The 22,268-nt window shown below is 40.9% G+C and carries 18 protein-coding genes; 11 read left to right on the forward strand and 7 right to left on the reverse strand.

All coding sequences use genetic code 11. From position 1 onward, the window contains the following. Positions 1-155: 155 nt before the first annotated feature. The gene (gene rseP, locus H6G75_RS06245; RefSeq protein WP_190979092.1) at positions 156-1,229 is read right to left on the reverse strand and encodes an RIP metalloprotease RseP; all 1,074 of its coding nucleotides are present in this window, start codon (positions 1,227-1,229) and stop codon (positions 156-158) included. A 770-nt stretch (positions 1,230-1,999) separates the two neighbouring features. On the opposite strand from rseP, the gene kdpA reads away from it, so the two are divergent. The 8 genes from kdpA (at position 2,000) to H6G75_RS06290 (ending at position 11,228) form a co-directional block, all read left to right on the forward strand. Then, positions 2,000-3,685 carry a potassium-transporting ATPase subunit KdpA gene (kdpA, locus tag H6G75_RS06250; protein ID WP_190979093.1) on the forward strand — a complete coding sequence of 562 codons (1,686 nt, stop codon included), beginning with the start codon at positions 2,000-2,002 and terminating at the stop codon, positions 3,683-3,685. Positions 3,686-3,857: 172 nt separating this feature from the next. Next, complete coding sequence (kdpB, locus tag H6G75_RS06255) at positions 3,858-5,963, forward strand: potassium-transporting ATPase subunit KdpB (protein ID WP_190979094.1); 2,106 nt, start codon at positions 3,858-3,860, stop codon at positions 5,961-5,963. Between the two features lie 291 nt (positions 5,964-6,254). Next, the gene (locus tag H6G75_RS06260; RefSeq protein WP_190979095.1) at positions 6,255-6,482 is read left to right on the forward strand and encodes a potassium-transporting ATPase subunit F; all 228 of its coding nucleotides are present in this window, start codon (positions 6,255-6,257) and stop codon (positions 6,480-6,482) included. A 30-nt stretch (positions 6,483-6,512) separates the two neighbouring features. After that, on the forward strand, positions 6,513-7,115 hold the full coding sequence (kdpC, locus tag H6G75_RS06265; RefSeq protein ID WP_190979096.1) for a K(+)-transporting ATPase subunit C: 603 nt from the start codon (positions 6,513-6,515) through the stop codon (positions 7,113-7,115). A gap of 194 nt (positions 7,116-7,309) precedes the next feature. Then, positions 7,310-8,164 carry an Rpn family recombination-promoting nuclease/putative transposase gene (locus H6G75_RS06275; protein WP_190979097.1) on the forward strand — a complete coding sequence of 285 codons (855 nt, stop codon included), beginning with the start codon at positions 7,310-7,312 and terminating at the stop codon, positions 8,162-8,164. Positions 8,165-8,214: 50 nt separating this feature from the next. Beyond that, entirely contained in the window at positions 8,215-9,375 is a 1,161-nt protein-coding gene (locus H6G75_RS06280) for a universal stress protein (RefSeq protein WP_190979214.1), read from the forward strand. A 98-nt stretch (positions 9,376-9,473) separates the two neighbouring features. Further along, complete coding sequence (locus H6G75_RS06285; RefSeq protein ID WP_190979098.1) at positions 9,474-10,415, forward strand: M48 family peptidase; 942 nt, start codon at positions 9,474-9,476, stop codon at positions 10,413-10,415. 150 nt (positions 10,416-10,565) lie between these two features. Continuing rightward, positions 10,566-11,228, forward strand: coding sequence for a hypothetical protein (locus H6G75_RS06290; protein WP_190979099.1), 663 nt, complete (start codon positions 10,566-10,568; stop codon positions 11,226-11,228). A 266-nt stretch (positions 11,229-11,494) separates the two neighbouring features. Here H6G75_RS06290 and H6G75_RS06295 read toward each other — a convergent pair whose 3' ends face one another. Next, positions 11,495-12,913, reverse strand: coding sequence for an aldehyde dehydrogenase family protein (locus H6G75_RS06295; protein WP_190979100.1), 1,419 nt, complete (start codon positions 12,911-12,913; stop codon positions 11,495-11,497). A 300-nt stretch (positions 12,914-13,213) separates the two neighbouring features. Beyond that, on the reverse strand, positions 13,214-14,257 hold the full coding sequence (locus H6G75_RS06300; RefSeq protein WP_190979101.1) for a nitrilase-related carbon-nitrogen hydrolase: 1,044 nt from the start codon (positions 14,255-14,257) through the stop codon (positions 13,214-13,216). Positions 14,258-14,491: 234 nt separating this feature from the next. Here H6G75_RS06300 and H6G75_RS06305 point away from each other — a divergent pair, with 234 nt between their 5' ends. Then, positions 14,492-15,526, forward strand: a complete 1,035-nt coding sequence (locus tag H6G75_RS06305; protein ID WP_190979102.1) for an L-histidine N(alpha)-methyltransferase — start codon at positions 14,492-14,494, stop codon at positions 15,524-15,526. A gap of 176 nt (positions 15,527-15,702) precedes the next feature. On the opposite strand, the gene murD is transcribed toward H6G75_RS06305, so the two are convergent. After that, complete coding sequence (murD, locus tag H6G75_RS06310) at positions 15,703-17,073, reverse strand: UDP-N-acetylmuramoyl-L-alanine--D-glutamate ligase (RefSeq protein ID WP_190979103.1); 1,371 nt, start codon at positions 17,071-17,073, stop codon at positions 15,703-15,705. Positions 17,074-17,156: 83 nt separating this feature from the next. Then, entirely contained in the window at positions 17,157-19,307 is a 2,151-nt protein-coding gene (gene glyS, locus H6G75_RS06315) for a glycine--tRNA ligase subunit beta (protein WP_190979104.1), read from the reverse strand. Between the two features lie 262 nt (positions 19,308-19,569). On the opposite strand from glyS, the gene H6G75_RS33920 reads away from it, so the two are divergent. After that, positions 19,570-19,707, forward strand: a complete 138-nt coding sequence (locus tag H6G75_RS33920) for a DUF6888 family protein (RefSeq protein ID WP_397331565.1) — start codon at positions 19,570-19,572, stop codon at positions 19,705-19,707. Then, positions 19,707-19,925 carry a DUF6887 family protein gene (locus H6G75_RS06320; protein ID WP_190979105.1) on the forward strand — a complete coding sequence of 73 codons (219 nt, stop codon included), beginning with the start codon at positions 19,707-19,709 and terminating at the stop codon, positions 19,923-19,925. Before H6G75_RS33920 ends, H6G75_RS06320 begins: the two co-directional genes overlap by 1 nt. Positions 19,926-19,990: 65 nt before the next feature. Here the strand turns inward: H6G75_RS06320 and H6G75_RS06325 are convergent, their stop codons facing one another. Together H6G75_RS06325 and H6G75_RS06330 are read right to left on the reverse strand one after the other, a co-directional pair. Beyond that, positions 19,991-22,063 (reverse strand): AAA family ATPase, encoded by a 2,073-nt coding sequence (locus H6G75_RS06325; RefSeq protein WP_190979106.1) that lies wholly within the window; start codon positions 22,061-22,063, stop codon positions 19,991-19,993. Beyond that, a complete protein-coding gene (locus H6G75_RS06330; RefSeq protein WP_190979107.1) occupies positions 22,060-22,233 on the reverse strand; it encodes a hypothetical protein in 174 nt (57 codons plus the stop codon). Before H6G75_RS06330 ends, H6G75_RS06325 begins: the two co-directional genes overlap by 4 nt. Between the last annotated feature and the right edge of the window lie 35 nt (positions 22,234-22,268).

Consider the following 22,268-nt stretch of genomic DNA (forward strand, 5'->3'; position numbering starts at 1 on the left):
TGAGATAAAAATCATCTAACTCATCAGCAACACCTAAAAAAATCATTGCCTATTTACTGAGAAATTAGTAAGTAAAAAATAAATTAGCCTGCTTGTGCAGGCTTGGTTTGATGAGCCTCAGACTTGAGTCTGAGTGCTTTAATTTTGTGCCATAACTACTGAGTAGTTAACTGAATGGTTTCTTTGACAATTAAGAAAATACCTAAACCCAAAAGTAGGACTAAGCCAGTTTGCATTACACCTTCTTGAATGCGGTTAGGTAAGGGTTTACCGCGTAAACCTTCAATTAATAGAAAAGCTAGTTGTCCACCATCTAATGCTGGGAGGGGCAAGATATTGATAATGGCTAAGTTAATGCTGATAATTGCGGCAAAAGATAACAAGTTTGTGCTGTCATCTGCGGCTAATTTTGCCCCAACTTTGACGATATTAACTGGGCCAGAAACTTGTCCGATGGTTTGTTTGAAGTTGGTAATTAATTGTCCAAAACCATTAAGTGTGCCGACAAACAATTGTTGGAAGCGGTTAGCAGCAATGCCAAAAATCTCGAAGGGATTGCTAGGGCGACGAAAAACAGGTTTACCATTTGGCCCTAATTGAATACCAACCAAGCCTTTACCATCAGCGCCTAGGGTTGGGGTTAATTTTAGGGAAACTTGTTTATCTTTCTGTTGAACTTTGAGGGAAATTTCTTGGTTGGGATGGGTTTGAATTTCTTTGGTCAAGATGGCTGTGGACTTATCGGAAGCTGGGAGTTCTTGACCGTTAATGGCTAAAACTATGTCACCTTCTCTAATTCCGGCTTGATAGGCAATAGATTGTTCATTGACTGGTTGAACAATTACGCCGGGTTGATAATTAAACTTTTCAGGGATGCCCACAATGCCCAATTGCAGCACTAGGACTAAATAAGCAAAGATTAAATTTGCGATGACTCCCGCACTGATCACGATCGCCCGGTCTAAAATTGGACGGTTACGCAGTAGATTCGGGTCGTTAGGTGGAATGTCACTATCTGGGTCATCATCGGGAAAACCAACAAAGCCGCCCAAGGGAAAAGCACGTATAGCATATTCGGTTTCCGTTCCTTGATATTTCCACAAAATCGGCCCAAACCCCAAGGAAAAGCGGTTAGCATAAATGCCTTGAGACCGCGCTGCTACAAAGTGTCCCAGTTCATGTACCAAAATTAAAACAGCCAAGACTGCGATCGCTGCTAAAACTGACATAAAGCAAATAAGTCAAAATATTCGGATATATTTCCTTATTGTAGTAGTTGAAGAACGGACGCTGAGACTGAATGCTGTTATGTGGGAGGAGGCAGAAGGCAGGAGGCAGAAGGCAGGAGGGAAAAGCCTAAATTATTACTCACTGGGCGATTGAAATCGCAGCTACACAGACGAAACCCACACTTCGACAAGCTCAGTGACCGCCTACGTGGGTTTGAAAACCTTGATTTTGTGTTAGTCCACGCAGGTGGACTTTGCTTGTGTAGTAGCGAATTCTATTCGCCCAATACTTTTCAAACATCCTCTTACTGTGCGTGGCATTCAATCTTTCAAATTGTCAGAATTTGAGCGAGTTCTTGCGTTAGTTCTTATTGTGTTAATGGCTCTACATTCTCCATCAAATTAAAATCAGTATATTAAACTACTTTTTAACTGGTGCAATTACATAAATACGGTAGATGCATCACCTCAATCAGTCACTCAGATTAAATTTTAAATACTCTTGACAGAAACTTTAAAAAGTAACTAAAAAATTGTAGTGAATGAACAGAGTAAATCTAGATAGATGTATTGAGACTCAATAAAATATTGCCAACTTGCTCACAATCTCATCGTCAAATAGTTCACTCTTATAGCAGAATTCAGAGTTTAGAAGTAACGCAGTCTATTTCTCTACCTTGAGACATAGGTTATATACTTCAAGTGAAAATCAGCCATATATCTAAAAATAATTAGCTTTCGAGTATTAAGTTAAACTGAGCGCAAAATAAATGGGACAAGGTTTTTTACAAATCGGCTTGACGCTATGTCTTGTCATAGCGATCGCACCTATTTTGGGAAGATATATAGCGCGTGTGTTCCTGGGACAAAGAACAATCCTTGATCCCCTGATGAACCCGATAGAACATAGCATTTATCTAGTTGCAGGTGTTAATAGAAAAGATGATATGACTGGCTGGCAGTATATCCGAGCGATTCTGTCTAGCAATCTGGTGATGGGGATTTTAGTTTTTGGGTTGATACATACTCAAAGATTTTTACCTTGGAATCCCAATGGATTTTACTCGCCTCGTTGGCATACATTACTGCACACGGTGATTTCTTTTGTTACCAACACCGATCAGCAGCACTATATCCCCGAAACTACTCTCAGTTACTTCAGCCAAGTCGCGGCGTTAGGCTTTTTGATGTTCACTTCGGCTGGTACAGGGTTAGCGGTGGGGATCGCCTTTATGCGCGGGTTGACTAGCAAAAAATTGGGTAACTTTTATGTTGACCTGACTCGCGGCATTACCAGGATATTATTACCGATTTCCTTAGTGGGAGCGATCGCCCTTGTTTTCTTGGGTGTACCGCACACTCTAGATAAACCATTAATTGTGGAAACTCTAGAAGGCAGCACACAATATATCGCCAGAGGCCCTGTTGCTTCCTTTGAGATGATTAAGATGCTGGGTGAAAATGGCGGTGGTTTCTTTGCGGCGAACTCTGCCCATCCTTTTGAAAACCCCAATGGCGCATCTAACTTAATTGAACTCATCGCCATGATTGCCATTCCCTCAGCTTTGATATTCACCTACGGGATCTTTGCAAAAAACTTCAAACAAGCTTGGCTGTTGTTTTGGATGGTATTTACCGCCTTCGTAATTTTGGTGTGGGTGACAGTCAGTGGTGAACTGCAAGGAAATCCCCTCGTAAATGCCAACTTAGTAGCAGAACTGCCGAATTTAGAAGGTAAAGAAGTCCGAATTGGAGTTGTACAGACAGCATTGTGGGCTGTAACTACCACCGCCACCATGACAGGCGCAGTCAATGGAATGCTAGATTCTTTAATGCCTCAAGGATTATTTGCGACATTATTTAATTTATTTGTGCAGATTATTTGGGGAGGACAGGGTACAGGGATCGCTTACCTGCTGATTTACTTAATTCTCACGGTGTTTTTAACTGGGCTGATGGTGGGACGCACACCAGAATTTTTAGGACGCAAAATCGAAAAGCGCGAAATTGTCCTCGCCAGCGTCGTGCTGTTGATTCACCCCATCGTGATTTTAATTCCCAGTGCGATCGCCTTAGCTTATCCCTTTTCTTTGTCTGGCATTACTAACCCAGGCTTTCATGGAATTTCTCAAGTTGTTTATGAATATGCTTCAGCCGCCGCCAATAACGGTTCTGGCTTAGAAAAACTCGCCGATAATACCCTGTGGTGGAACTTCAGCACCAGTTTGAGTATGTTAGCAGGACGCTACATCCCGATGATTGCCATCTTACTGTTAGCTGATAATATGTCACGCAAACCAACCACACCAGAAACACCAGGAACCCTCAAAACCGATTCCCTACTCTTCACCACAGTTACTGCTGGTATAGTACTGATTTTAGGAGTCTTGACATTTTTCCCCGTTTTAGCCCTAGGCCCCATCGCCGAAGGATTTAAACTAGCATCTGGCAGTTAGAAAGTGCTGAGTGCTGAGTGGAGGGAGACAAGGTAGAGGGGGGAGACAAGGTAGAAGTAGAAATAGAAATATTACTCCCTTATCTCCCTTGTCCCCCTTGTCTCCCTTGTCCCCCTTATCCCCCCGCACCCTCACCCCTGCCCCCCCGCATCCCCCTGCACCACTAAACGATATGAACCAAGTGGCACCTACCCAAAAATCAAAAAACACAAAACTGCGTCCGAGCGATCGCCGTCAGGCGCGGAAAAAGGCCAGAATCGATAACAAAGGAATTTATTTGAGAGCCATCAAGGATGCTTTTATCAAGCTCAATCCCATCGCCGCCATTAAAAATCCGGTGATGTTTGTGGTGTGGATTGGCACTTTGATTACCTTGGCTGTGACAATTGATCCCAACTTATTCGGCCCCACCCAACAGCGAAATCCCCAACTGTTTAACGGTATCCTCACCGGGATTTTGTTTTTTACAGTGTGGTTTGCTAACTTTGCCGAAGCTGTCGCCGAAGGACGTGGTAAAGCCCAAGCTGATGCCTTGCGATCGACTCAATCAGAAACCATTGCCAAAAAACTTGCCTCTGATGGTTCAATCTCTGAAGTTCCTTCCACTAGCCTTAGACAAGGTGACAACGTATATATTGTGGCTGGCGACATTATCCCCGCCGATGGGGAAGTAATTATGGGTGTCGCCTCGGTGGATGAATCAGCCATTACCGGCGAATCTGCACCAGTCCTCAAAGAATCAGGTTCAGACGTAGCGAGTTCCGTGACAGGTGGCACACGCATCATCTCTGACGAATTAATCATCCGCGTCACAGCTGATCCCGGCAAAGGTTTTATTGATCGGATGATTACCTTAGTGGAAGGTGCGGAACGCAGCAAAACACCAAACGAAGTTGCCTTAACAGTATTACTGTCCGTATTAAGCTTAATATTTCTGTTTGTAGTGGCTACCTTGCCAGCCTTTGCTTACTACGTTCAAAGTCCGATTAGTATCCCCGTTTTAATTGCTTTATTAGTTGCGTTGATCCCCACAACCATCGGTGGCTTACTCAGCGCCATCGGGATTGCAGGGATGGATCGAGTCGCCCAATATAATGTGATTGCTACTTCTGGACGGGCGGTAGAAGCCTGTGGTGATGTAAATACATTAGTTTTAGACAAAACCGGCACAATTACCCTGGGTAATCGTTTAGCGGAAGAATTTATTCCGATTAACGGTCATTCTATGCAGGAAGTGGCTTATATTGCCTTAATTGCCAGCATCTTTGACGATACGCCTGAAGGTAAATCGATTGTCAGGCTGGCAGAGAGATTAGGCGCAAGACTAGATTTTGATCCCAGCCGCGCCAGTGCTGTGGAATTTTCTGCTAAAACCCGGATGAGTGGCACAAATTTAGCCAATGGACGAGAAGTCCGCAAAGGTGCAGTTGGAGCAATTCAAGGATTTGTGCGATCGCGTAACGGCCGAGATACTCCAGAACTAGAAGTTGCATACCAGCGAATCTCCCAACAAGGAGGTACACCGTTAGCGGTTTGCTTAGATCAAGAAATTTACGGTGTCATCTATCTCAAAGATATTGTTAAACCCGGTATTCGTGAACGTTTTGCACAGTTACGCCGTATGGGTGTACGTACTGTCATGCTCACCGGAGACAACCACATTACTGCATCTGTAATTGCCCAAGAAGCTGGTGTTGATGATTTTATTGCTGAAGCCACACCAGAAGATAAAATCAGCGTCATTCAAAAAGAACAAGCTGAAGGTAAATTAGTAGCGATGACAGGCGACGGAACTAACGATGCTCCTGCCTTAGCACAGGCAAATGTTGGTGTCGCTATGAATACTGGTACACAAGCAGCTAAAGAAGCTGCCAACATGGTAGATTTAGACTCTGATCCCACCAAACTCATCGATATTGTCAGTATTGGTAAACAATTGCTGATTACCCGTGGGGCATTAACCACATTTTCAATTGCTAATGATATTGCTAAGTATTTTGCAATTATCCCAGTAATTTTTACAGCCGCTAATCTGCAAAGTCTCAATATTATGAATTTAACTAGTACGAATTCGGCGGTGTTATCGGCACTAATTTACAATGCGCTGATTATTCCGGCGTTAATTCCTTTAGCCTTAAAAGGTGTCAAATTTCGCCCGTTGACAGCGAATCAATTATTAAAACGTAATATTTTAATTTATGGCTTAGGTGGGTTAATTGCACCATTTATTGCCATTAAAATCATAGATTTATTGATTACCGCAGTTGGCTTGGCATAGAAGGAAGTGTGAAATTTCTAATGACTTACACAAAAATTACCAAAAAGATTAATTTATATTTACTACTCAGCACTTTGCTATAGCAATCCTATGTGAGTTGTGAAAAAGTATCATTTTTAATGAACCGCAAAGGGCGCATAGACGCGATAGCGGCTTCCCGCAGGGTAGGACACAAAGAAAGAAAAGAAAGAGAAATAAGAAAAGAAAGACAATTTGGCAAATAATTTAGGATTGCTATATTGACCAATTTTAAATTTTTACCCTGTTAGTCAGGTAAATTAGCAGATAAGTATGAATAAAGAGTTTATGGATTTAAGGCGACAATGGCGTAAACAAAAATTTTTTATCGGCATTCTGATTGTCATTGGAATTACTTTAGGACTTTCTCGTGTAGCTTATGCAGCCAGCAATAACACCTTACAAATTCAATTTACTTGGGCGTATGGTGTTTTATCTGCCATTCTTTTAGGGCTGATTATTTACTTATTTGTGGTGTTTTTTCAGCCAGAACGCTTTTAAAAATTTAATCCTCAACACTCAACAATTGTTATGGTAATTATTCGAGAAGCTCTCAGAGCAATGCGTATGACGCTGATATTATGGTTGCTAACAGCATTAATTTATCCTTTAGCAATCTTAATTATCGGTCAAGGTTTATTTCCGTTTCAAGCTAATGGCAGCGTCGTGTTAAATATAGATGATAAGCCCATTGGTTCAACTTTAATTGGTCAGATATTTACAGACGATCGCTATTTTCAAGGTCGTCCCAGCGCCGTCAGATATAGTCAAGGTAGAAAGGCAAAACCAAACGGTATATCTGGTGGTAGTAATCTGGCTCCTAGTAACCCAGAGTTACTCAACCGTGTAACTGAACAAGCTACTCAATATCAAGAACAAAGTATTCAACCAAGTGAAGATTTAATTTATACCTCTGGTTCAGGTATAGATCCACATATTTCCCTCAAAGCTGCTAGAGAACAACTACCAAGGGTAGCTAATGCTCGTGGTATCAAAGAAGATGACATCATACCCTTACTCAATAAGTTTACTGATGGCAGATTTTTATGGATTTTCGGTGAACCAGGAGTTAATATTCTCCGCTTGAATTATGCACTTGATTTGCAAGATATTAATCGGAAGTTAAATCAATGAAAAATTGTACTTCTTTACAAAAGGCTTGAGCAGAGCGATCGCCTACAATACACTCAGGTAAGTTTGCTCAGAATTCATTGGTAAAACCCGCAACTTACGATTTCTTAAGTCTGGTTCTAATCCTAAAACTTCCATAGGCGTAACACCTAAAAGAGCATAAGATACTTCTGTGAGTTCCAAACAATCAAAGTTTCATGCGTCGAGATTCGATATTTTACAAATTATTTCAGCAATCCCCGACTTTGATATTTGAATTATTAACAAATCCTCCCACAAATGCAGAAGCTTATCGATTTGACTCCGTAGCTGTCAAAGAACCAACATTTGAAATCGATGGAGTATTTTTACCACCAGAAAATACCAGTCCGGGTGCTGTATATTTCTGTGAGGTTCAGTTTCAGAAGGATGAAAGGCTTTATGAAAGGGTATTTGCAGAATCATCGTTATATTTCTACCGCAATCGTGATAGATTTAATGACTGGCAAGCAGTGATAATTTACCCATCTCGCAGTATTGAACAAAACGATATTTATCCCCATCGAAATCAACTCAATGGCGATCAAGTACATCGAATTTATCTAGATGAATTGGGAGATATTCGTTCTTTACCTGTTTGGGTGGCTTTGATGGTATTAACTAATTTAGATGATGAACTTGCACCTACTGAGGCTAGATATTTACTTGAGCGTTCCTCTGTGGAACAGTCGGAAACTGCAAGTCGCGCCATAATTGAGTTGGTCATCACAATCCTGGTATACAAGTTTGAACAGTTAAGCCGAACAGAGGTAGAGCAAATGTTAGGAATAACGCTTCAGGAAACGAGAGTTTACCGAGAAATTAAGGAAGAGGGACGAGAAGAAGGCAGAATTGAGGGAGAGCGTTCACTTATTCTCCGGCTACTACAAAAACGGGTGGGAGAATTACCTCCAGATGTGTGTGAATCTATTACAACTCTGTGTTTAGAAGAATTAGAAAATCTGGGCGAAGCGTTGCTTGATTTTACTAGTTTGGCTGATTTGCAAGTTTGGTTAGAAACAGTTCAAAATTAGGATGGGCGTTTGCTGTAACAATGGCGATCGCATCTTCACATAGCATTCTTATGTTAGACCAAACTAATTCAGGTGTAGCTATCAATTCTTCTTACCCAGCGCGTCGAGGTAAACATAAAATCTTTATTGGGATGGCTCCCGGCGTGGGTAAAACCTATCGAATGTTAGAGGAAGGAAATGCACTCAAACAAGAAGGAATTGATGTAGTTATTGGACTGTTAGAAACCCACGGACGCAAAGAAACAGCAGAAAAAGCCGCAGGATTAGAAATTATTCCGCGTCAGCAAATAGCTAGAGGTGGGTTGACGCTGACGGAAATGGATACCGAGGCGATTTTACAAAGGTGTTTAGGAACTAGCTCTTATGCGTCTAAATCCCAATTGGTTTTAGTTGATGAACTGGCTCATACCAATGTTCCTGGTTCCTCACGGGAAAAACGCTACCAAGATGTTGAAGTGATTTTAGCTGCGGGTATTGATGTTTACTCTACGATGAATGTGCAGCATTTAGAAAGTCTCAATGATTTGGTAGCAAGAATTACGGGGGTGGTGGTACGAGAACGAGTTCCAGATAGAATTTTAGAAGCAGCAGACGAGGTGGTGGTAGTAGATGTTACACCAGAAACTCTGCAAGAGCGATTATTGGAAGGGAAAATTTACGAGCAGTCAAAAATCCAACAATCTTTAGATAACTTTTTTCAACGCCGGAATTTAATTGCTTTACGAGAATTGGCTTTGCGAGAGGTAGCCGACAACATCGAAGAAGATGCGATCGCCTCTACTCCTAATGGACAATTTTGCAACATCCATGAAAGAGTTTTAGTCTGTGTATCTACTTACCCAAATTCATTACAATTATTGCGCCGTGGTGCGAGACTGGCTAATTATATGAATGCACCACTGTATGTTGTGTTTGTTGCTGATCCTGAGCGTTTTTTAAATAAGGAAGAAAGTTTACACATTCATAACTGTGAAAAGTTGTGTCAGGAGTTTACAGGGACTTTTCTTCGCGTCACCAATGGTAACATTGCTCAAGCGATCGCTGAAGTTGCGGAGAAATACCGCATTACCCAAATTGTCATCGGAGAAAGTCAGCGATCGCGCTGGCAAATTCTGTTTAAGGGTTCATTAACTCAAAAATTAGTTCGCTTATTGAAAAATATTGATATTCATATTATTGCTAGTGATAAACAATCTGCGGTTAAAAGTTAAATATATTCCCAACTGATTGATCTGTTTGGGCATTTTAGATGCACTGATAATTTATAAATGCTATATTTTAATGCGTCTGATTAATTCCTAATTGTATTATGAAAGTTAATAATATTAGCATCAAAAATATCAAAATACAACAAAATTATATTCTACAAAATATTTTTAATTTAGCATCTCAGCCTGATTCCCATACAAATAAAATCCAAGAATTAACCCAAACTCTCAATCAAACAGTCTCCACAATTGAAAATATCTGCTCTACTCAACAAATCACTCCCGCAAACCTCACTAATTCATCTCGCAAAATCTATTCTTGGTTTAAGTTTCTTTCTGATGAACAAAACCTACAGCTTCACTTTAATAGTACTTATCGTGTACGACAAATAATTGCACAAATCCTCTCTACAGAACAACAAAGTGCTGTTGAAGTTATGGTCGAATTTACTAATTTAGCGGGATTATATCAAGGTAAAAGGTCTAGTAAATTTGTTTCGCTCAAAATTAACGAAGGTTTTATTAATGCTGAGGAAGACGTTTTACAAGCATTAGTGAAATGCACTCTCTTTGGTAAAAATCCAGAAAGTACTCGATTAATTAGAGGGTTTGCGAGTTCTGAAGAATATATTGCTGTTCTCTTAGAGTTAGATTTAATTGCAGAGGTAATTGCCGAAAATCCTCAAGGTAATTTTTATAATTTGCATGAATTGTTTGATCAGCTTAATTTTGAATACTTTGCAGCGAATCTTGTTAAACCCAGGCTTGTATGGAGCCAAATCAAAACCTATCGTAAGTTTGGGCATTACGAGCCAGCTAGAGATAGGGTAGTGATTAGCACAACTCTGGATAATGCTTATATCCCTAAGTTTGTGCCTGAGTTTGTTTTATACCACGAATTACTGCATAAATACCACGGCACAAAGTGGGTAAATGGTAAACGAATGGTTCACACCAACCAATTTCGCTCTGATGAACGGAAGTTTAAGTTTTACACAGAAGCAGATGAATGGTTAAAAAAGTTAACATTCCATCAAAGTTGAGAAAAACCTTACCCAATCAAGATTTCACACTTTGACTCCAACTTTAAGTATGTTTGGGGTTTTTTATTGAGATTTTAGTAGTACAATTGTTCTAGTGATAGACCTCTGAGCGATACTTTGCCGACTCGAAGTTTAAACGATATCAATACTATGATGACACCATTACAGGGTATAGTTGCAGGCCAAACCCAATCGAAGTTTGAGCAATATCATGAACATCAAGCTAATCGCCCAAAGAGCTTTAAGCGCGAACATATTGCTTTTCAACGGCTAACTGATGTCACTCAGGTAATTTTGCATCATGCTTTTTGGTTGGCGGAACAAAAGAAACAGCTTTCTTTACGAGATTATAAACAGCTACTTTTAGAACATGGTTGGCAAGGTGAAGAAAAGCGATATCTGAAAATAGCAGCAGCGTTTGCGAAGTTTTCGCCGCAAGATGTCGCGCAAGTTGAGCCGAGAACTATTTATCAATTGGCAGAAAACAGCAAAAAATACGAGCAAGTTATCAATCGGCTACTAGATTTAAGCATTATTAATCAAGAAAGTGTGCGTTCTTTAATTAAAAAGCAGCGTCCAGCCAAAATTGCTGAGTATAAAAATGAAAAACCTAGTATTTGGCGACGGACAAAAAACGGTGGGAGATACTGCCAAATTCCGCCAATTCATGAACCGTCAGAACAAACTGGGATGACTTTGCAAAGAATGATGGATGAAGAAGGATTGAGCGCACAACATATTGTGGCAGAAGCGATCGCACTCCGACAAGCATATAAACAAGGACAATTAGTCCACACTGCCAATCAAGTTTAATTTTTTCACAAAAAAGCACTTAAGGATTTTGCTCACCTCAGTGCTTTTTAGTGTAACTCTACACCAGTTCACTTGATGGCTACAATATTTATTAAATACAACACATCTATCTAAAGAGGTATTGTACAAACTAATTGTAACTAATGTTTCGTGAAGTGGTATCACTCCTTGCAAAAAGTAAGATTACATCTGATGTGGCAAAATTGAATATGCTACAAGTGACAGTTGTACAACTGTCACTATGACAAAGCATCGTATTAATCAGGCTACTTGTTATCAAACCACCAAGGGTCTTGATTAGAATTAGTTTTAATCAAAAAGGCTTTTTTCCGCAAAAACCGTTTGAGGGCGGCTGCACCCATACGTGAACCTCCTAAGCCGGAGAATTTAAAGGCGTTTTTCTCACCTTCGTGCATGATGGAGGTGAGGCCAGCATCATTAATACTGATAGCACCTGCATCTATTTGTTGAGCAACGGCTAAAGCCTCAGTTTCGGTTTCTGCAAACACCGCCGCACTTAGTCCATAAATTGAATCATTCGCTAAATTAACTGCTTCTTCTACTGTGGCAAAAGCCATGACGGGCATGATAGGGCCAAAAGTCTCTTCCGTCATGACTTTCATTGTATGGTTAACTTGAGTTAACACCGTGGGACGACACCACCAACCGCCGCCTAACTCCTCAACTTTGCCGCCGCAATGAATGACTGCACCTTTTTCCACGGCATCAGAGATATGTTCGTTAATTATGCCAGCTTGTCTTTCGGCAATAATCGGGCCAAGTTCGCCACTTTCAATGGTGGGATAAGCTAATTGTAGGCGATGGGCTTTAGCTACTAGCTGATGATAAAACTTATCAAAGATAGATTCAGCAACGTAAATTCGCTCAATTGATAAACATGACTGTCCGGTGTTGACGACGGAACCCCATAAAATCGCTGATGTGGCTAATTCTAAATTGGCAGATTCTAAAACGATCGCCGGATCTTTCCCACCCAATTCTAAAAAAGCGGGGATAAATTTTTCAGCTGCGGCGACTGCAACTTTGCGTCCAGTGGTGTCACTACCTGTAAAGCAGATTAAATCTACATTCTCAATTAAAGCCGCCGCAGTTTCTCCAGATCCTTCCACAAAACTTAAAACATCACGTAATGCGGGAACTTCGTTAATTGCAGCTGTGAGTGGAGCGATGAAACGCGGAGCAATTTTACTAGGTTTCACAACTACCGCACAACCCGCCAGCAGCGCCGGAATAGTATCGATTGTAGAGAGTAAAAGCGGGAAATTCCAGGGACTAATCACCCCAACTACAGGGTAAGGGGTTGATGTTTGTTGTAGGGCGATAAAGGGGATAGATGTATTTTTGGCTGAATCTTGTAATAAGTCTGGCGCTAACCCACACCAGCGATCAATGCTAGATAGAAACGAGTCAATTTCCAGCACTGAGATAGATAATCTACCTGTATCATTGACCAAAGCATCTGTGAGTTTTTCACGTCTAGCTAATATTGCTTGCTTCCATTCTTGTAAAACTGCAACTCTTCCTTCTACACCCAGTTTTTGCCAACGCACTTGCGCCCTTCGCGCCCGGTTGCATTGCTGTGCCAGCAGTTTTGGCGGCGGTGGGATAATTACATAATCATATTTGCCGGTGCGCGGGTTACGGACTTCGATTGGTTTTTTCATTGGTCATTGGTCATTTTTCAAATTTCACATTTATAACTGTCCTTCGGGTGAGGCAGGAGGCAGGAGGCAGGAGGCAGAAGGCAGGAGGGAAGATTTTTAATTTAAAATCTGGGTTCTGTTCAATGTTAATCCTGAGCGTAGCCGAAGGATTCATCAAAGGTAAAGCTTTTTTCTCTCACATTTGGGTTTAAGTCCCCCAGCCACAATCTGAAATTTGGCAGTTTTCGATTAAAGGCGGGTTTGAATCCCCCTCTAATCAGCTTCGGTCTCCTGCCTCCTGCCTTTAAACTCCTGCCTTCTTCAAATCACTCCTAGCTGAGATAGCCGTTCTATTGTTTGTTGCTGTGTTTGGATGAAGTGTTTGCGGTCTACTTGTTGATTTAGCATAGTGTTTGCTGGGTAAAATTGTGCCTCGCTATAGCTTTGGGCATAGATTTCAAATCGCTGACGGGAAAGTAAATTATTTAACCCTGGACGATGGCGATCGCGTCTTAAAGCGGCTAAATCTATCTCGGCAAAGGCAGCCATGCTTTCCCCTGTACCTGTCTCTGCCAATACAATCCCGCGATGATCTACTATTTTTGAGCCGCCATCAACGGAAGAAATAGGAATAGTACTATTAGCTAGACCTGCGGTATTGCTAGAAACAACGTAAGCCATATTTTCCACAGCACGAGAAATTTTTGCTGCATCTTTGGGTGTGAGGTTTTTGTTATAGACTTCTGAGGTAGAGTGCAGAAAAATCTCGGCACCACGCATTGCTAAACACCGTGCCACTTCTGGATACAAAATTTCTTCGGAAGCTAAAGCGGCTAAATTACCAATTGCAGTTTTCGCTACAGGAAAAACCCCTTCTAAACCATAGCAATCAAGATATTGATCCCAAACATCATGGGGGGTTGGTGCGAACAAAGAATTTAGCCGCCGATACCGCAAAACAATCGTGCCAGAAGGGTCAATGACAAAGCAAGTTTGAAAGTATAAATGGGGAAAGTTGGGGTCGAGTTCGTAGGCGTTTCCAGCTAAAAATATCTGATGTTTTTGAGCAATTTTACTGAGGGCTTCATACTCTGCGCCCTGCATTTCTATACAAGCTTTTTCTCCCCACACAGCCAGAGATTCCCCCATCGGGAAACCTGTGAGGAAATATTCTGGGAGGACAATTAAACGACAGTCAAACCCAATAAAAGCAATGCTGGCGGCGATTTGTTGTGCCAAGCGGTTGATAGTATTATGAATGATTTCTTGGGCTGCGTGGCGATCGCTTGCTTGATTGACAGCATGACAAGTAACTTGCAATGCTAAGGCTCGGTACGATGCGATGGAATTGGGAATATCTGCCATGCTGTTTGCTGTTTAGAAACGCCTCACTATCAATTTACAAGGATATGCTAACTATGCCTAGCGATCGCGCCATCAAGCATAATTTAATATGACAGCAACATACACCCTTTCACTCCCACAATCTTTATGTGTAAGTCCTGACCTTGTTTGAGAGCAAGGTATGAGAAAATACAAGATTGGCCAAGTGGTCAATTATGTACTTTCTCTACTTAACCCATCTCAGAACAAGGAATAATGGCAAAAAACTTTCATCAAAACTCGCAATTTTCCGCAGATAATTCTATTTCGCACCCTCGTATAGCAAAGCCAAGTTCTGAGTTTTATACTGTTTTTTCCCCAGCAGAAGTTTTAGAAATTATTCACGCCTTAGAAACTCGATGGGAAATTCCTCTGAAATATTCTTATAAAGGTCAAGGGGCGAAAATTTGGCATGATTTTTATCAAAAATTTATTAGTCCTAAATGGTATCGCAAATCAAGTGTAGAAATTGACCTTTTAAGGAACAGTTTTGCATATATTTATGAAAATATATCAAAATCTAGCCAAGTCAATATTATCGACGTGGGTGCAGGAAATTCATATCCGGCTAAAGAATTTGTGGCTAAACTCAATCAATTGAATAAAATTAATAAATATATTGCTTTAGATATTAGTGAAGGATTGCTGACTGTATCCAAGAAAAATTTTACAACTTGGTTTCCTAAACTAGATTATAGCAACCAACAAATTGACATTGAAAATAGCTGTATACCTGCAAATTTCTCAGGAAACCCCAAAATCATTCTGCACTTGGGTGTAACAATGGGCAACCATCATAATAGAAATCAGGTACTGAATAACTTTAGAAAGAGTATGGATGAAAATGATTTGCTCATCTTTACTAATGAAATTGGTTCTAACTCTCAATGGGATGGCATAGCCAGAGGTGGCTGTAAGTATCACGCCGAAGCAATATATCGTACAATCAAAAATACTATTGGTATTAAATCTCAAGATTGTCAACTGATTAGAAAGTATGATTTAGCAACAGATAGTGTCGTTGCTAATATCAAATTCCAGCATAATTACACTATCAATTTCAGCTTTCAAGGAATAGATAAATCTATTGAAATTCCCAAGGGTAAAGAAATTACAATTTGGAGGCATCATAAATATGAAATGCCTAAACTTACCCAAGAACTAGAAAGTGCGGGACTAGAACTTGTTCATTACACTACTAACAAATATTCCTCACATATTATGTCAATTTGTCAGGTAGGTAATAGGTAATAGGTGACAGGTGACAGATGACAGGAACATTGCCAAAAACCACGTAATTAATTCAGGACTTACGCAGAATAATGAAAAAACGTAGACGCGCAAGCGGCTTCCCAAAGGGTACCGCAAAGGGCGAAAAGGACACGAAGTTAAGAGGATTCGAGAGGGTTTTTGCGTAAGTCCTATTATTAATTTCCCGCCCAAGCCAAACACAACTGACGGAAATCGTCACCACGCACTTCAAAGTTGGGATACTGGTCAAAACTTGCACAAGCGGGAGACAGCAAGACTACAGGTGCTTGGTGTTGTTTGGCTAATTCGGCTGACCGAGGTACAGCTTGTGCCATTGTTTCCACGATTTCGTAATTAATGTAACCAACTTCTTGTAAGCGTAGGGCAAAGGCTGGTGCGGCTGCGCCAATTAATAATACAGCTGCGGCTTTGGCTTGAATTTTGGCTAACCAACCTGTATCATCACCGGGTTTGGCTTCTCCCCCTGCAATCAAAATTGTCGGACTCTTCACTGAAGCTAACCCGACTTCGGCTGCGTCGTAGTTGGTGGCTTTGCTGTCATTGATAAAGTCAATACCTTCCCAAGTGCAGATATGTTCTAGTCGGTGGGGAACGCCAGGAAATTGTTCGATGGCTTTGGTAATTGCATCGGGTTGAATGTCTGCTAATCTGGCTGCGGCTACGGCCATGAGGAGATTTTGCAGGTTGTGTTCTCCTACCATGCGTAATGCAGAGGCTGGAATAATTCTGGTTGGTGTGGAAGTGGCGTTGAGTTTTTCCACAACCCAGCCATCTTCGATGTAAAAACCTTTGTCACCAATTAAAAAATCTTGGCCTTTGACACTTGTCCAATAAGCATCAGGCCAATGGCTAAGACCGACTTTATTTAAATAAGCATCATCGCCGTTAAATACTTGTAACTGAGACTGCTTTAACAGCTTGGCTTTGATATCGTAGTAATTTTCTAAAGTTTGGTGACGGGCGAGGTGGTCTGGTGTAAATGTTGTCCATACACCGATGCGGGGTGCTAAGGATGAAGATGATTCGATTTGATAGCTGCTAATTTCACCGATGACCCAATCGGGAAGTTTGGGGGATAGGGCGACTTCACAAGCTGCATAGCCGATGTTACCGCAGGCGGGAGCATCAAAACCTGCTGCTTGGAAAATGGCGGCGATTAAGGCTGTGGTGGTTGTTTTGCCGTTTGTACCCGTGATGGCTACCCAAGGCTGGGATTTTAAATATCGCCAAGCAAGTTCCATTTCGCCAATTGTTTCAATCCCTAGTTCCCGCGCTTTGACTAACAAGGGAATATCCCAAGGTACACCGGGACTAACAACAATTAATTGGGGTAAATCAGTATCGGTTAAATCTAGGGAATATCCTAGTTTAACGGTGATTTGTTCGGCAGCAAGTTCTTGTTGTTGTTGCAGGAAGGTGTCAGAGGTGTTGCGATCGCCTAGATCCACCTCCCAGCCTTCCCGTTTCAACAATCTCGCCGCAGCAACACCGGACTTACCTAATCCAATTACATGAGCTTTGGACATAGACTGTAGCAGAGACCCCTGGTTAAGCACTCATTATACTAACGCTTATTGGCAACATTTACACCATATTTTGTTGATCTACGCTACAGATTTTTGACGATCGCCCCAAAGTCAGCTAACACCCGTGCGTGATTTCGCAACAATCCGAGCAAATTCAAGCGGTTCCGCTTAATATCTGGGTTGGTATCCATAACTAACACGCTTTCCGGGCCATCAAAGAAATTACTGACTGTAGGGGCGATTTTTTCTAACGCTGCAACTAACAGCTGATAGTTTCTTGATTGCTGGGCGGTTTGGGTTTGGGGTACTAATTCCACAATGGCATCATAAAATGCTTTCTCTGATGATTTTTGGAATAGTTCAGCATTAATTAAACCTGCTGGTTCTAGCTGCTGAGTATCCAAATCGCCTTGGGCTGCGAGGCGGGTAGAACGGTTGACGGTTTCGTAGATTTTATCAAGGGTAGCATCGTTGCGGATTTGTTGCAGATATAAGGCGCGATCGCGGACATCTAATAAGTCTTGCAATGCTCTTTCTGTATATTCTGGGTCATTTTCGCCCAAAACAGCATTCACCAAATCGTAATCAATTTGTTTTTCTTCTTGCAGTAATGTCCGAATTCTTTGTAGGAAAAATTCTTGCAAGCTCGTGACTAATGTCCCTGATTCTTTGTTATATTCTTGAGCAAAATTAGCGGCTGTTTGCTGCAATAAATTATCTAAATTAATTCCTAAATTCGCAGCCCAAGCAATATTTACAATGGCATTTGCCGCGCGACGTAAAGCAAAGGGGTCGGAAGAACCAGAAGGAATCATCCCCAAGCCGAAAATGCTGACTAAGGTATCTAATCTATCTGCTATACCGACGACTTGACCTGTTAAAGTTTCTGGTAAAATGTCATCGGCTCCCCGTGGTAAATAATGTTCAAAAATTGCCGTTGCCACTGCGGCATTTTCGCCACTGGCTAAAGCATATTTCTGCCCCATAATGCCTTGCAATTCGGGGAATTCATACACCATTTGGCTGACTAAATCAGCTTTACATAATAAAGCAGCGCGGTGAATATTTTGGCGGTCGGTATCAGCTAAATTCAGTTGGGCAGCAATTTGCTCGGCAATATTAATGATGCGGTTCACCTTCGCACGTAGCGAACCCAAATCTTCTTGGAAAGTCACCTTTTCTAACTGGGGTAAAAAGCTTTCTAAAGGTTTCGCTATATCGGCATTATAGAAAAACTGTCCATCAGCTAATCGGGCGCGGATGACTCTTTCATTACCTTTAGCGATGATATCTGATTTTGTCGGGTCGCCATTAGAAACGGTGATGAAATTCGGTAGTAATTCTTGGTGATTTTCTCCTTTGAAAACCGGAAAATATCGTTGATGGCTAACCATGACAGTTGTAATCACTTCTGTGGGTAAATTCAAAAATTCCGAGTCAAATTTACCCACAACTGGCGAAGGCCATTCAACCAAATTAGTTACTTCTGTTAATAAATCGGGATAGATTTCTGTGGAACCATTGACCGAATTAACGGCGGCGTAAACTTCTTTTGCAATTGTTGTTGCACGTTCATTATCATCCACGACTACATAAGCAGAACGCAGAGTTTCAACGTAATCAGTTGCTTGGTTAATAGTGATAGTTTCGGGATGTAAAACACGATGACCATGAGAAATGCGATCGCTGTTAATTCTATCCGAACCATTCACCAATTCTATCGGCAAAATCCCATCATCTAACAACGCCACCAACCAACGCACCGGACGGGAAAATCTTACATCGCCATCGCCCCAGCGCATCAACCGCTTACCTTCTAAATTTAAAATCCATTGGGGAACCAGTTCAGTCAAAATTTCCGCTACCGGACGACCAGGAGTTTTTTTGTTAACAAACACAAAATCGCCTTTATCCGTCGGGCGAACTTGTAGCGCGTCCAATTCTACACCTTGCTTTTTGGCAAAGCCTATAGCTGCTGGTGTGGGTTGACCATCTTTAAACGCAGCTTGGGCGGGAGGGCCTTTAATTTCTTCTTCCCGGTCTGGTTGTTGCTGTGGTAGACCCTTGATAAGCACCGCCAAGCGTCGGGGAGTACCGTAAACTTCTACAGCGTCACTGTTGAGACTATTAGCTGTCAAAGTTTGGGGAATGCGCGATCGCCATTGTACGATAGCATCACTGAGAAAATTTGCAGGTAGTTCTTCTGTACCAACTTCTAATAAAAAATCCGGCATAGGACAAGGTTCACATCAGTCAATTCCACCAGTTTACCTTGCCATCATGTTTAAGTATGCCATACTTTAGCATCTATACGCTCTAAAGTGAGAATGTCTCATGCCAACTGCTGAACAAGGCATCAGGTGTGTCATACTATGTCAATCCTAAATCATTTGTGAAATTCTCTTTCTTCTCCTTCTTCTCTTTCTTTGTGTCCTTTGCGTCCTTTGCGGTTCGTTAAAAAGAATATTTTTTCATAACTCATATAGGAGGATTGCTATATGTCAATCTTTGACTAATACATTCACTCCTATTTATATTGTCCGTCTCGATGAGCAAACAGGTAATGTCTTTATTTTGGCAGGCGATAATATAGAGATAGAAATTTATCGCAATGGTCTTTGGAGGTTCTTGTGATGAAACCTGACTTTAGTAGTATGACCAAAACTGAGTTAAGAGCTTTCGTCATTGCTCACCCCGACAATAAAGCAGCATTTCGTACCTTTGTTGACCGCTTTACGTCTGAAGCATCACCACAGATTTTTGATATTCCAAAATCAAATGCTGAAATTGAAGAAGTTGAATTTTTAATTAGACAAAAGTTAGCAGAACTAAATATGAAACGAGATTTTTAGGTAGTTGCACAGCTTAAGCTTGATTTTCTACTTCCTCTGTTTCTTTAAAATATCCCCTAACAAAATCACCAATTACGCTCAACCACCATCACCTCAGTATATTCAAACTCATTCGGACTTTGCTTCACTAACGGATATCTTTCCTCACCCAACTCAATATAATCTTGTTCACAATCAGGCTTAGAAGAATAATAAGTCAACACATATTCCCTGCCAATTCTATTCGCCATTTCTTGCTCTACTTCACCACGCCATTGAGTTTTTGTCACTAAAATAATTAACTGATTTGCTAACTCAGGTAATGTTTGAGCAATGCGACGACGATAGCTTTCATCCAAGCTACCAAATGGAGAATCCATCACAATGGGAAAAGTACTGCTATTTGGTACAGTTAAAACTTTGCGCTTTTCACTCCATTCGCGGACTTTATCAATAATACTGGCAATAAAAGACAAACTGAGGATTTGGTTTTCCCCTGTAGATGCAGCAACAAGTGATTCGACTCCCGTCGTATTTTCTACTAAAGTGAGTTCATATTTATCGCTAATTTTCGGCAGATAAGGCGCAAAAGATATTGAGGTGAATATTTCCTGCAATCGCTTTTCTAATTGCCAACGAAACTGTTTTTCTTGACGATTTCTGACTTCTGTTAATCTTTCAATTGCATCTTGAGTGGCGTTGATACGTCTTTGGGCTAATAACTGCTTTTCTTCATTCAATTTCTGCTTGGCTATTTGTTTGGTTAAAGCATCAATGTCTGTTTTTAAATGGGAAATTCGCTGTTGATTTGCACCTTGTTCTCGGTTCAATTCATCAATTTTACTTTCAATTTCATCTAAGCGTTTTTGTAAACTACTAATTTCTTCGTTTGCATCTTTACGCAACCGTTCTTGAATTGTGTCTAATTCAAGTTCAATTTGTGAGATATTTTGGCGTAACTGATTAATTCTCGTTTGTTCTCTATCGACTTCTTCCCAAAATGCTATGGCTTGCTTATCAATTTCATCGACTTGGGCGCTCATCCGAATTGCTGTTTCTTCTACAGCCGACGAACCAGCTTGATTCAACCAGAGGCTAACATTAGTATGAGCATGATTACCGTTATGTAATTCTGCGCCACAAATACAGCGTTGACCTTTGAGTAATTCGTTGATAAATTCTCGTGAAATGCCAGAAGTTAATTCGCCTTGTGCTTTCAAATCATTAAGTATTATCCGAAATTGGTTGGTTGTTTCTGATAGTAAAACGGTATAACCACGCGCCGAAATAATTTTCTTCAGAGCTTCTTTAGTTTGACGCAATAATTCTTGATTGGATGTTTTTTGATTTTCTAATTCCTGTCGTCTGTCTTGCAGTTCTTTAGCGGCGCTGAGTTCGAGTAAACGATTCCCAGTTTCTTTTTTAAAGTTTTGTTGATACTCTAACTCTTGTTTGATTTCTGTTTGTCTGGTGTTAATCTGGGCAATTTCTTGTTCTAGCTTGTCTTGTTCTTTGAGAAGTTGTTTAATTTCCGAGTCACCGATGGCTTTTAATTCATTCTCTAAACTTTTCTTGGCTTCACTCAGATGTTTAATAGAACGGTTAATTACCTCCACACCCAAGAAAATTTTGATAGCTTCAGCGATTTCTGCTTTTTTATCAGAACGGACTATTTCTTCAATACGTTCCCCATCAAAGAAGAAGTATTGATGTAAACTGGCGGGTAAAATCTGCCCAATGATTTCTTCTGGTTTTTGCAGGGGGAAATACCATCTACCATCATCCCCAGCCACTTGCATTAATAATTCTGTTTTGAGAGATTCAAAGTCTGTTTTATCTTTATATATGCGACATTGGCGTTTGGCGTTGTAGCGTTTACCTTCATGCTCCCAGTTAATTTCTACCCAACATTCTATCGATTGCCCAGTTTTAGCTTCTGCGATCGCTCTTTTGTTCACCAACTGTTCTGTCGATGCAAAGGCAGCACTGAACTTCTCATATAATACCCAGGTAAAAGCATTCAGTAAACTGGTTTTTCCCGCTCCATTATTACCATGAATAATTGTGGTGTTGAGAATATCACCCCCAGCCAAAACTATCTCTGGTGTTCTGCCATAAAAAGAGCGAAAGTTACACAGTTTAATGGAAGTGAGCTTCATTGTACGGCTTCCTTGACAATTGCCAAAATATCATCGTTGATGGGGCTATTACTTTTCTTATCTAGCCTATTTTTTTCAAGATTCCAGACTCGCTCAATAATCTGCCGCACTTCCGGCGAGGCGCTAGTAATTGGCTCTTGCACATCATCGATATTCTGCTCTGGCAACATCTCAGTTTCGTATGAGTTATGCTTTATTTTAGCCG

The sequence above is a fragment of the Nostoc sp. FACHB-280 genome, assembly GCF_014697615.1.
GTDB lineage: Bacteria > Cyanobacteriota > Cyanobacteriia > Cyanobacteriales > Nostocaceae > Nostoc_B.